At 71.6% G+C, this 12,164-nt stretch carries 8 protein-coding genes; 2 read left to right on the forward strand and 6 right to left on the reverse strand.

All coding sequences use genetic code 11. The features are described 5' to 3' along the window. Positions 1–63 precede the first annotated feature (63 nt). The gene (locus tag AOM46_RS00525) at positions 64–4,869 is read left to right on the forward strand and encodes a DNA repair ATPase (protein WP_234313573.1); all 4,806 of its coding nucleotides are present in this window, start codon (positions 64–66) and stop codon (positions 4,867–4,869) included. Between the two features lie 108 nt (positions 4,870–4,977). Here the strand turns inward: AOM46_RS00525 and AOM46_RS00530 are convergent, their stop codons facing one another. After that, positions 4,978–5,277, reverse strand: a complete 300-nt coding sequence (locus AOM46_RS00530) for a WXG100 family type VII secretion target (protein ID WP_234313574.1) — start codon at positions 5,275–5,277, stop codon at positions 4,978–4,980. A gap of 571 nt (positions 5,278–5,848) precedes the next feature. Between AOM46_RS00530 and AOM46_RS00535 the strand changes: the two genes are divergently transcribed. Next, on the forward strand, positions 5,849–10,417 hold the full coding sequence (locus AOM46_RS00535) for an FtsK/SpoIIIE domain-containing protein (RefSeq protein ID WP_062203928.1): 4,569 nt from the start codon (positions 5,849–5,851) through the stop codon (positions 10,415–10,417). 95 nt (positions 10,418–10,512) lie between these two features. Here the strand turns inward: AOM46_RS00535 and AOM46_RS00540 are convergent, their stop codons facing one another. From AOM46_RS00540 to AOM46_RS00560, 5 genes are read right to left on the reverse strand one after another with little or no spacing between them, the layout of a single operon-like run. Further along, positions 10,513–10,875 (reverse strand): hypothetical protein, encoded by a 363-nt coding sequence (locus AOM46_RS00540; RefSeq protein ID WP_062203931.1) that lies wholly within the window; start codon positions 10,873–10,875, stop codon positions 10,513–10,515. A gap of 16 nt (positions 10,876–10,891) precedes the next feature. Beyond that, entirely contained in the window at positions 10,892–11,305 is a 414-nt protein-coding gene (locus AOM46_RS00545; protein WP_062203934.1) for a hypothetical protein, read from the reverse strand. A gap of 21 nt (positions 11,306–11,326) precedes the next feature. After that, the gene (locus AOM46_RS00550; RefSeq protein WP_062203937.1) at positions 11,327–11,695 is read right to left on the reverse strand and encodes a hypothetical protein; all 369 of its coding nucleotides are present in this window, start codon (positions 11,693–11,695) and stop codon (positions 11,327–11,329) included. Continuing rightward, entirely contained in the window at positions 11,692–11,898 is a 207-nt protein-coding gene (locus tag AOM46_RS00555; protein WP_062203940.1) for a hypothetical protein, read from the reverse strand. The genes AOM46_RS00550 and AOM46_RS00555 overlap by 4 nt, the downstream gene beginning before the upstream one ends. Further along, the gene (locus tag AOM46_RS00560; protein WP_062203943.1) at positions 11,895–12,095 is read right to left on the reverse strand and encodes a hypothetical protein; all 201 of its coding nucleotides are present in this window, start codon (positions 12,093–12,095) and stop codon (positions 11,895–11,897) included. The genes AOM46_RS00555 and AOM46_RS00560 overlap by 4 nt, the downstream gene beginning before the upstream one ends. Positions 12,096–12,164: the final 69 nt, after the last annotated feature.

Consider the following 12,164-nt stretch of genomic DNA (forward strand, 5'->3'; position numbering starts at 1 on the left):
GGGGCGCCGCGCGGGGCTAGGACGGCACAGACACGGCTGGGGGTAGCGAAGGTGACCACGCGGGTGGCGGAGAGCACCACGGAAGAACGGCTTGACCACGGCACCTACGAGGTGCTGAGAGACCGACTGACCACGGCCGCCGGCGAGTTGGCCGAACGGGCGCGGGCGCTCAACACGGAACGCGTGGCGACCTTCGGCGGCCGGGAGCTGGAGCTGGTCGCCACCGACCGGCTGCGCACCGAACGCGACAGCCTCCCCCGCGATCTGGTGCGGGTCGGCGACGCGCTGCTGCTGGGCTACCAGGTGCCGCCGGCCCCCGGCCAGTCCACCGACGTCGGCGATGTCTTCGGCCTCTACCGGCCGGCCGGCGAGGGCTTCGTGCCCGTACCGCCGGACGCCGTCCCCGGCCTGCTCGACGACCCCGCCTTCCGACGGGACTTCGCCGAACTCTTTCGCTACTTCCAGCAGTCCAGGCTGCTCAGGCTGCGGCTGGTCGGCGCACTGCTGCTCGCCGTCTTCCGCACCGGTGAACGCCTCGACGACATCCGGGTGTTGCGCTGGCGGCTGCACCCCGACGGCCGCCCCGAGTATGTCGACGCCAAGGGCGAACGCGACCATGTGCTGCCGCCCCCGCACGAGGTCGTCTGGGTGGCGACCACCCGCGAGGACCATGTCCCCGGCAAGCACCCGCATATCGCCATCGACGACACCGTCTATTTGGCGACTGCCGGCGGCACCCTGACCGTCAAGACCGAGAACGACACCGGCACCGCCGAGGGGCGCTACAGCGAGCCGCTGGCCGAACCGCTCCAGTCGCTGGCCGACGCCCAGGTCGCCTGGGCCCGCGCCGGCGCGCTGCTGCTGCTCTCCGTGCTGCCGTACAACGAGAGCGCGCACCGCTATCTGGTGTACAACTCCCGCACCAGGGAGATCGTCCGGCTCGACGGCCTCGGCCAGGGCTGCCGGGTGCTCCCCGACGACCAGGGCGTGATCTTCCCCGGCGGCTACTACCTCTCCGCCGCGCCCGCCGGATCCGCCGCCCGCGTCTTCGACATCGACACCGAGGACCTGGAGTACGAGCAGCTGCTCCGCTCGCCCAACGGCGAGGACCTGCTCTATGTCTTCCGCGCCCACGCGCGCGGCCGCGCCCTGCTGCTGCCGTACAACCTGATCGACAAGTCGGTGCGCAACCCGGTCAGTTGCCTGGGCTTCGCGCTCTTCGACGACGGCCGTCTGGTGGTCTGCCGCGCCGAGGCCGCCGAGGCGTCCCGGGTGCATCCCGTGCAGCTGTGGCACACCCCGTTCGCCAGCGAGGAGCACGCCGCAGGGCAGCCCGCCGGCACCGGGCCGCTCGCCCGGATCGGCAACGCCGACCTGGTGCGCGGCATCTCCGACGCCTTCACCGTCGCCCGGATGGCCGGCGAACTCGAACCGGACACCGCCGTGTTCGAGGCCGTGGTCGCGGCCTGCGACCGGCTCACCGACCAGTACCACTGGCTGACGCTGCCCGGCACCCACGCCCTGCACGAGCCGCTGGCCACCGTCCGCGCGTCCGCCGACCAGGTCATCGACGAGTACGAGCGGATCAGGCAGCTCCGCGAACAGGCCGCCGCCGCGCTCACCGAGGCGCGGGACGAGATCACCGCCCTGGTGCGGCGCGCCAGGGGCGAGGCCCCGCGCGGCGCCGCCGAATGGGTCACCCTGCTCACCCGGCTCCGCCGCGCCCAGGGCCGGGTCGCTGCGCTCCGCGACACCCGCCATATCGACACCGCCGGGCTGGACGCGCTCGACGAGACCCTGGCCGAGTCGCTGACCGCCACCGGCCGTCGCGCCGTCGCCTTCCTCTCCCGCGAGGACGCGTTCGACGAGAGCCACGCCGCCATCGCCACCCTCACCGAACGCGCCGGCACCGTGGAGAGCGTCGCCGACGCCGCGCCGCTCGCCGCCGAATGCGACGAGCACGCCGACGAACTCCGCACCGTCACCGATGTGATCGGCACCCTGGAGATCGACGACGCCCTGGTGCGCACCGATCTGCTGACCCGGATCGGCGAGGTGATGGGCGCCGTCAACCGGGCCCGCGCCGTGCTGGACGGACGCCGCCGGGAACTTCTGGAGACCGAGGGCCGCGCCGAGTTCGCCGCCGAGTACGCGCTGCTCGGCCAGTCCGTCACCGGCGCGCTGGCCGCCGCCGGCACCCCCGAGGAGTGCGACGAACACCTCGGCCGGCTGCTGCTCCAGGTGGAGAACCTGGAGGCCAGGTTCGGCACCTTCGACGACTTCCTCACCCAACTCGCCGACCAGCGCGAGGAGATCTACGAGACCTTCGCCGCCCGCAAGCAGGCCCAGCTGGACGACCAGGCCAGGCACGCGGAACGGCTCGCCGCGTCCGCCGAGCGGGTGCTCGACACCGTGGGCCGCCGCGCCACCGCGCAGAGCAGCCAGGACGAGGTCAACGCCTACTTCGCCGCCGACCCGCTGGTCGCCAGGGTCCGCGCCACCGCCGAGGAACTGCGCACCATCGGCGGCCATGTCCGCGCCGACGAGATCGAGGGCCGGCTCACCGCGCTGCGCCAGGAGGCCGGCCGCGCGCTGCGCGACCGGGCCGACCTGTTCGGCGCCGACGGCACCATCCGGCTCGGCAGGCACCACTTCACCGCCGTCCAGCAGCCCGTCGACCTCACCCTCGTCCCGCACGACGGCGGTCTCGCGTTCGCCGTCACCGGCACCGACTACCGGGCCGCCGTCACCGACCAGGAGCTGGCCGCCGCCCGGCACTTCTGGGACCAGCCGCTGGCCTCCGAATCCCCCGAGGTCTACCGCGCCGAACACCTGGCCGCCGCCGTGCTCACCGGGCTGCGCCCCGAGGAGCTGGCACAGGCCGCCGACGAGACGCGACTCCTCGAACTGGTAAGGAGGTTCGCCGAGGCCGCCTATGACGAGGGCTATGACAGGGGCGTCCACGACCAGGACGCGACGCGGATCCTGTCCGCCGTGCTACGGCTGCGCGAGGGCGCGGGACTGCTGCGCTTCCCGCCCGGGGTCCGCGCGCTGGCCCAGCTGTTCTGGGCCCATGGCACCGGCGAGGAGGCCCGCGTCGGCTGGATCGTCAGGGCCCAGTCGCTGGCCCGCGCGCGGACCGTGTTCCAGGGCTCCGGCGGCCCCGACGCCGTCGCCGCGCTCGCCGCCGAACTCACCGAAGCCGCCGACGCGTTCCTCGCCGCACTGCCCCGCTCCGGCGGCCTGCCCGAGCGGGCGCCCGCCGCGCTCGGCGACTATCTGGTCGAGGAGTTGAGCACCGGCAAGCCCGCGTTCGCCACCAGCGGCGCCGCCACCGCGCTGCTGGACGACTTCCGGTCCGCCATCGGCGACCCCGGCAGCCGCGAGCTGGCCCAGGACCTCAAGGCCATCGGGCCCGACCTGGCCGCCCGCCACCAGCTGGTGACCGCCTGGCTCGGCGCGTTCACCGCCGCCCACGAACGGGAGACCACCGACCTGCCCGAGGCCGCCGCCGTCGAACTCACCGGCGAAACGCTGGAACACCGCCAGCTCGACGCCCCGCTGACCGCCACCATCAGCGGCCTGCTGGGCAGCCACCCCAGGCTGCCCCGGGGCGAACTCACCCTGCGGCTCGACGAGTTCCTGGCCCGCACCGACGAGTTCCGCACCGTCCGGGTGCCCGCGCACCGCGCCTATGTGCGGCGCCGCAACGCGCTGCTGGACGCCGAACGCCGCCGGCTGCGCCTGGACTCCTACCGTCCCCGGGTGATGCCGGCGTTCGTCCGCAACCGGCTGCTGGACGAGGTCTATCTGCCGCTGATCGGCGACAACCTCGCCAAACAGCTCGGCACCGCCGGCGCCGACCGGCGCACCGACAGCCAGGGCCTGCTGATGCTGCTCTCCCCGCCCGGCTACGGCAAGACCACGTTGATGGAGTATGTCGCCGCCCGGCTCGGCATGGTCTTCGTCAAGGTGGACGGCCCCGCGCTCGGCCACCACACCACCTCACTGGACCCGAACGCGGCCCCCGACGCGGCGGCCCGCCGCGAGGTGGAGAAGCTCAACTTCGCGCTGGAGATGGGCAACAACGTGCTGCTGCATCTCGACGACATCCAGCACACCTCGCCCGAACTGCTCCAGCGCTTCATCCCGCTCTGCGACGCCCAGCGCCGCATCGACGGGGTGCGCACCGCCGACGGCGAGGCCGTCACCCACGATCTGCGCGGCAAACGCTTCGCCGTCTGCATGGCGGGCAACCCGTTCACCGAGTCCGGCAGCCGCTTCCGGGTGCCCGACATGCTCGCCAACCGGGCCGACGTGTGGAACCTGGGCGATGTGCTCAGCGGCCGGGAGGAGCTGTTCGCGCTCAGCCATATCGAGAACGCCCTCACCGCCAACCCGGTGCTGGCGCCGCTGGCCGCCCGCGAACGCGCCGACATCGAGCTGCTGGTGCGCCTCGCCAGGGGCGACGAGACGGCATCGCCCGAGCGGCTGCGCCACCCCTACACACCCAGCGATCTGGAGCAGATCCTCGCCGTGCTGCGCAAGTTGCTGCACATCCAGGACACCACGCTCCGCGTCAACGCGGCCTATATCGCCTCCGCCACCCAGGAGGACGCCACCCGCACCGAGCCCCCGTTCCGCCTCCAGGGCTCCTACCGCAACACCAACCAACTCGCCGAGCGCATCGTGCCGGTGATGAACGACGCCGAGGTCGAGGCGCTGATCGACGACCACTATCTGGCGGAGGCCCAGACCCTCACCACCGGCGCCGAGGCCAACCTCCTCAAGCTCGCCGAACTGCGCGGCCGCCTCACCCCCGAGCAGGCCGAACGCTGGGCCGACATCAGGGCCGGCTACGCCCGCTGACCCCCGCCGACCACGCCGACACCGCCCTCGCCCCGAGCACAAAGGCGAGGGCGGTGCCCGGATGCCCTGAGGCATCCCGGCACCGCCCTCATACGCGGGAGGCGGGAATCAGCCGCCGCGGATGGCGCCTTCGAGACCCTCGTCGGTCTCGCGGTAGGTGTCAGCCGCGGTCTTCAGGTACGTGCCCATGCCCTCAAGACCCTCGATGACCCTGCGCGCACCGGTGGTGAACTCGCGGTAGGACTCGTCGAAGGCACGGGAGGCGCGGCTCGTCACGAAGCCCGTCTGGACCAGGTTGTCGATGTAGCTCTGGAGCGACGACAGCTTCTGGTCGATCTGGTCCCGCTCATCGATGAGTCGGTCACCAGCCTCCTGCATATCGTCATAAGTCACATCCATATCGCTCATGGCGGTCCCCTCCTCTGGCCCTGGCGGGGGCCTTCCCCCCGCTGCGTGCGGTACGGCGTCGCGGTCACGTCCGAGACGGCACGCCGTCGGACCACAGCCTACGTGTGCGTCAACTCGGACGAAAGCCCCGTCCCCGGCAGCCTCCGCTCGACCTCAACAACACCAAGGACGTCGCCGGTTGGCGGCCGGTTGCGCTGAACCCAGAGGTATTTCGTGGGATTTCCGCGACGTGTAGCGGGAGGCGTTCGCGGGTCGTCCGCAAGCCCGTCACCGGCGCACGATCACCCCTCGCGCCACCCCACGCCCCCCGGGGCGCGGGACCGACAGCGGGACGACGGATTGGCGCCCCCGGCGCTCCCGTTTCGCTTCCAACCGGGACAAAACTGGGGCATCGTGGAAGCCATACGGAAGCACCGGGAACCAGCGGGGCTTTCACCGCATCTCCGCCCTCGGGGCGGCTGGCTCTCCCGCACCCGTCCGGGCTCTTGCCCCCCACGGGCACCATGCGGCGGGATGCGATGATGTGCGGGTTCAGCCAACTGGAGATCGTGTCAGCAACGGGAGGATGAGTGTGCGCCTGACCCTGACAGTAGTAGACCCGGTCGGGGGTCATCGGGCCGATACCGTGATCGACGCCGATCCGGAGACGCAGATCGCGGACCTGACGCCCGAGTTCACCCAGGCCGTGGGCAGTCGCTACGCGGCGGCGGGCGGACAGCAGGGCGGCCACGTCGAAGCGCCGGGTGGCGCCCATCTGTTCGTCAACGGCGAGTATGTCGATCCCGGTCTGACCCTCGCCCTCTCCCCGCTGCGCGAAGGCAGCGTGGTGAGCCTGCACAACCCGAGCGGCTGCTGGCCGCCGGAGCCCAACGGGCTCGTCGAGTTGCGCGTGGTGGGCGGTCCGGCGGCCGGTGCGGTGCACCGGATGGGCGTCGGCAAGGTCGAGATCGGCACCGGCCAGCAGGTCCACATCCAGGTGGGCGACCCGACGCTGCCCGAGCGGGCCATGACCCTGCGCGTCGCCGGCGACGGCACCTGCCGGGTCACCGTCTACAGCGATGAACAGCCCCTGATCGACGGCGAGCCCTTCTACCACACCGAGGGCGACCGCGCGGTCTGGAAGCTCGGCAAGCAACTCGCCATCGGCGACTCGCTGTTCGAGCTGACCCCGTACTTCCCGCCGGACGCCGCGCTCAAGGTCTCCGAGGACGGCGCAGGACTCGACTACAACCGGCCGCCGAGGCTGCTGCCGCCCGAGCGGCAGACCAAGTTCAGCCTCCCCAAGCCGGTCGGCGAACGCGAGAAGCGGCCGCTGCCCTGGCTGATGGCCATCCTCCCGGTGGTCGGCGCCGTCGCCATGGCCAGCATCACCGGGCGCTGGATCTTCCTGATGATGGCGTTCATGAGCCCCATCATGCTGCTGTCCAACTACTTCATGGACAAGAAGCGGGGCCGCATATCGCACGCCAAGAAGATGGAGGAGTACCGCGAGCGCAAGGCCAGGATCGAGAAGGACGCCCGGGACGCGCTGATCGCCGAGCGGTTCGCCCGCCGGCACGCCGCGCCCGACCCGGCGACCGTGCTCACCCAGGCCACCGGTCCGCGCACCCGCCTCTTCGAACGCCGCCGCACCGACGAGGACCATCTGCTGCTGCGGGTCGGCACCGTCCAACTGGACTCCGAGGTGGTGCTCAGCGACCCCGAGCAGGACGAGCACAAGCGCCAGGTCGCCTGGAAGATCGCCGACGCGCCCGTCACCCTGCCGCTGCGCAGCCTCGGTGTGATCGGCTACGCCGGCTCCGGCGACGCGGCCCGCGCGCTGGCCCGTTGGTCCGTCGGCCAGATCGCCGTGCTGCACAGCCCGGTCGACGTCCAGTTCGTGCTCCTCACCGACGGCACCGGACAGTACAGCTGGGACTGGATGCGCTGGCTGCCGCACGCCAGGCCGGCCCCCGAGCAGGACACCAACCTCCTGATCGGCAACGACGCGGAGACCATCGGCGCCCGGGTCGCCGAGCTGACCGGCGCGCTCGACGCCCGGCAGAAGGCCGCCAAGACGGCCAGGTCCAACGGGCCGACCAGCTTCAAGGATCCGGACATCGTCGTCATCTTCGACGGCTCCCGGAAGATGCGCTCGCTGCCCGGCGTGATCCGGCTGCTGCGCGAGGGCCCCGCCGTCTCCATCTTCGCGCTCTGCCTCGACGACGAGGAACGGTTCCTGCCCAGCGAGTGCCAGGCCGTCGTGATCGCCGAGCCCAACCCGGACCGCGCCTCCTCCGGCGGCGCCCGGCAGCCCGGCTACGCCACCGGCTTCCACACCTTCCTCGCCGTCCCCGGCGGCAGCCCGTTCGGCCAGGGCGGCCCCGGCGCGGTGCAGGCCCCGGCGATGACGGCCGACCGGCTACGCGTCGAACAGACCGGCGCCTATCGCCTCCGAGGCGTCCGCCCCGACTGGGTGCTGCCCGAATGGTGCGAGCTGCTGGCCCGTTCGCTCTCCCCGATCCGCGACATCAGCGGCGAGTCGGAGGACGCGGCGTTGCCCTCGTCGTCCCGGCTGCTGGACGTGATCGAGATGGAGCCGCCCAGCGCCGGCGCCATCGCGGCCCGTTGGCGGATGGGCGGCCAGTCCACGGAGGCGGTGATCGGCGAGTCCTACGACGGCGGCTTCGCCATCGACCTGCGCAGGGACGGCCCGCACGGTCTGATCGCCGGCACCACCGGCTCCGGCAAGTCGGAGCTGCTGCAGACCATCGTGGCCTCGCTCGCCGTGGCCAACACGCCGGAGAACATGACCTTCGTCCTGGTGGACTACAAGGGCGGCTCCGCGTTCAAGGACTGTGTGCAACTCCCGCACACCGTCGGCATGGTCACCGACCTCGACAACCACCTGGTGGAACGCGCGCTGACCTCGCTCGGCGCCGAGCTGCACCGTCGGGAGCACATCCTCGCCGACGTCGGCGCCAAGGACATCGAGGACTACCAGGACCTGATCCGGCGCAACCCTGGCCGGCTCACCCCGCTGCCCCGACTCCTCATCGTCATCGACGAGTTCGCCTCGATGGCGCGGGAACTGCCCGACTTCGTCAAGGGCCTGGTCAACATCGCGCAGCGGGGCCGTTCCCTCGGCATCCATCTGCTGCTCGCCACCCAGCGCCCCAGCGGCGTGGTCTCCCCGGAGATCCGCGCCAACACCAACCTCAGGATCGCGCTGCGCGTCACCGACGGCAGCGAGTCCTCGGACGTCATCGACGCCCCGGACGCCGGCTTCATCGCCAAGTCCACGCCCGGACGCGCCTTCGTCCGGCTCGGGCACGCCTCGCTGGTGCCCTTCCAGTCCGGACGCGTCGGTGGCCGCCGTCCTGGCGCCGTCGACGCGGCGGTCTCCCGCCCCTGGTCGGGACAGCTGGACTGGAACGGTCTCGGCCGCGCCGCGCTCAGGAAGCCGCCGGGGGCCAAGTCCCAGGAGGAGGAGATCACCGACCTCAAGGTGCTGGTCGACGCGGTGATCGAGGCCGACCGACAGCTCGGCTTCCCCAAGCAGCACAGCCCCTGGCTGCCCGCGCTCGGCGACGCCGTACTGCTGCGGGATCTCGAACACCCCGCGCCCCAGGGCATGTTGCCGGCCGCTCCCTTCGGAGTGGAGGACCTGCCCACCCAGCAGGCGCGGCGCTCCGCCGCGATCGACTTCCGCTCCTTCGGCCATATGCTGGTCGGCGGCGCCCCGCGCAGCGGCCGTTCCCAGCTGCTGCGCACCATGGCCGGCTCGCTGGCCTGGATCCACTCCACCGCCGATGTGCACATGTACGGCATCGACTGCGGCAACGGCGCGCTCAACGCGCTGACCAAGCTGCCCAACTGCGGCGCCGTCGTCACCCGTAACCAGGTGGAGCGGGTGCGGCGGCTGATCCGTCGGCTGCGCCAGGAGATGGACCGCCGCCAGGAGGTGCTGGCCGCCGACGCGCTGGCCGACATCAACGAGCAGCGCGCCACCGCCCAGCCCGACCAGCGGCTGCCGCATCTGGTGATCCTGATCGACCGCTGGGAGGGCTGGGTCTCCACCCTCGGCGAGATCGACCACGGCGCGCTCACCGACGAGATCTTCGTGATGATGCGGGAGGGCGCCAGCGTCGGCATCCATATCGTCATCGTCGGCGACCGCAGCGTTCTCTCCGGCCGGATCGCCACCCTCACCGAGGAGCGCTACGCGATGCGCCTCTCGGACAAGTCCGACTACTCCAGCATCGGCATGCCGGCCCGCAAGGTGCCCGAAGAGGTCGCCGACGGGCGGATGTTCCGCAACCAGGCGCTCACCGAGATCCAGATCGCGGTGCTCGCCGAGGAGCTGTCGGGCCAGGCCCAGGCGGCGGCGCTGGGCGCCATCGGCGACTGGGCCACCGAACGGGACGCGGCCGTGCCGCGCTCCAGGCGCCCGTTCCGGGTGGATGTACTGCCCAGCCGCCTCACCTTCGCCGACGCGTGGGAGATGCGCGACCCGGAGACGTCCAACTCCCGCCTCTGGGGCCTGATCGGCGTCGGCGGCGACGAACTGATGGGCTACGGCCCCGACCTGGCCCAGGGCACCCCGGCGTTCATCATCGCCGGCCCGCCCAAGTCGGGACGCTCCACCGTGCTCACCATGCTCGCCAAGTCCTATCTGGCGCAGGGTGTTCGCGTGGTGATCGCGGCTCCCCGGCCCTCCGCACTGCGCGATCTGGCCGGCCAGGACGGCGTGGTCCATGTCTTCACCGGCGACGATCTCTACGAGAAGGAACTGCGCGAGGCGATGAGCACCGCCTCGCTGGAGAACCCCATCGTGCTGCTGATCGACGACGGCGAGGACCTGCGCCGCTGCGACGCCGCCGACGAGCTGAAGGTCGTGGTCACCCAGGGCGCCCAACAGGGCCGTTACCTGGTGCTCGGCGGCGACGAGGGCGAGATCTGCGGCGGGTTCTCCGGCTGGCAGGTCGACGCGAAGAAGGCGCGCCGCGGTGTTCTGCTGTCGCCGACCACGCACCGCTCGGGCGACCTGATCGGCGCGAAGCTGCCGCGGAGTGCGGCGGCGGAGCAGCCGACGCCGGGGCGGGCCATTCTCCACCTGGGCGACGGCACGCCGTTCACGGTGACCACGCCGGCGCCCTGACGGGCCGCTGGTTGTCACTGTTTTGAACGCCTGAACGCCCCCGCGCAGCGGGGGCGTTCAGGCGTTGGCCTCTCCGGCCACCCGCGTGGGTTCGTTCACGTGGTGGGAAGTCGGATGCCGATGCCGGCCTCGGCGGCCTCCAGGGCTTCCTGGACGATGCCGCTGTTCAGCGATGCGGCGGGCGCCCAGCGGGCGTCGGGGCTCGTGTCCTCGGTGACATCGGGAACGGTGTCGAACGTCCCGCCGTCCAGCACCCACAACTCGCCGTTACCGGTGGCGGGTTGGACGGTCCAGGTGCGGGTGATATCGGCGAGGTGCCCGGTCTGACGGGCGAGGGTGAGCCGGCCGGTGAGCGCGAGGTCCCCGTGGGCCGGGACGGTTGCCTGCGGCAGCTCGTCGCGGTCGAGGAGGACGTATCCGTTGCGGGTGGTGACGAGGACGATGATCTGCCGAGTCATGTGCTTGTTCTCTGTTCTAGGTGTAGGCGGCGTCGGGGCGTTGGCCGTTGACGAGGACGGGGATGCGGCGTCGTCGGGCGGCGGCGGTGAGGGCGTACTGGACGATGGGGGGTGGTTCGTGCAACTCGCGGAGGGGGAGCCAACCGGCGTTGGGCGGGAGGTACTTGTGCGCGTTGCGGGGGAGGGCGGGCATGTGCCCGCCGTCCAGGACGTAGGTCAGCGTGTTGGTCTTGTGGGTGACGCTGATGGCGTGGGCGTCGGTGACGCCCCGGTCGTAGCCGGTCTGGTGCATCAACGTCTGGCGTGCGGTGAGCACGGGGCAGTGTCCGGGTGGGACGGTGCCGTGCGGCAGCGTCCAGCCGTCGGGCCCCTGGACCATGAGGAGGTGGTCGTCCTGGGTGGTGGACAGGACGAGGAAGGCTATGTTCATGAAGTTGTTTGTCCTTGCTGGTCAGTTGAGGGCGATGAGATAGCCGGTGAGGGCGGTGCCCAGGCACATCAGCCCGACGAAGGCCGGTCCGAATGCCCGGTCCAGGAACGCCAGCACCGGTCTCTGCGGGGGCGGCGGGTTCTCGTCCTCGTGCCGGCGCCGGACCACCTGCCAGTGCTTCTCGGCCCGCGCGAGGAACAGGTCGTGGTCCGGGTGTTGGGCGGTGTGATGGAGGCACCAGACCGCAACGGGCTTCGCGTCGTCGTCGAAGAGGGGCGAGCGGGCCTCGCAGACCATGCACTCCACGCCGTATATCCCGCTGGGCGCCCCGGGCCCGTGATCGTCGGTCAGGACCCAGTCCGCACCCTTGATGATCGGCTCACGGGTCATGACGTCGCCGCCTCGAACTGGTAGGCCCGCGTGAGGTGTTCGCGGTACGTGAGGTGGTCCGGGTGCAGGGCAAGGTGCTGCCCCGCCCACTCCGCCCCGTCCTCCGCGTCCTGCCCCTTCGGCCCGAAGAACCCGCAGGCCACGCACTCCATGACGAACAACGTCGGCTGGTCCGGATCGAGGGCGAACTCCGGGGCACTCACGGCACGTCCCCGCTCTTGATCCGATAGTTGCTCTCACTGGCGGCGTTCCGCTCCCGCAGCCGAGCGAGCAGCACGGCATGCGGGTCGGGCGCTGGCTGTGGGTCCGGACAGATCTTTTCGCTGGCGCCCATGGCCGCGTCAACTGCGTCGACGTGGCGGCTCGCCTGCTCAGGCGGGTGGCGCGAAGTGTCGGTCATAGATCGGCTCCTGGAGCGCGTCGGCGCCTCCGGATGCATGGCGCCGAACTTCGGAGACCGCAGGCTATG

Origin of the sequence: Streptomyces sp. NBRC 109706, assembly GCF_000974485.1 — a bacterium.
GTDB lineage: Bacteria > Actinomycetota > Actinomycetes > Streptomycetales > Streptomycetaceae > Streptomyces.

Bases quoted from the DNA above. Each gene is read 5' to 3' on its own strand.
- AOM46_RS00550 (WP_062203937.1), bottom strand. From the start codon at position 11,695: ATGACCCGTGAGCCGATCATCAAGGGTGCGGACTGGGTCCTGACCGAC.
- AOM46_RS00560 (WP_062203943.1), bottom strand. From the start codon at position 12,095: ATGACCGACACTTCGCGCCACCCGCCTGAGCAGGCGAGCCGCCACGTC.
- AOM46_RS00545 (WP_062203934.1), bottom strand. From the start codon at position 11,305: ATGAACATAGCCTTCCTCGTCCTGTCCACCACCCAGGACGACCACCTC.
- AOM46_RS00540 (WP_062203931.1), bottom strand. From the start codon at position 10,875: ATGACTCGGCAGATCATCGTCCTCGTCACCACCCGCAACGGATACGTC.
- AOM46_RS00530 (WP_234313574.1), bottom strand. From the start codon at position 5,277: ATGAGCGATATGGATGTGACTTATGACGATATGCAGGAGGCTGGTGAC.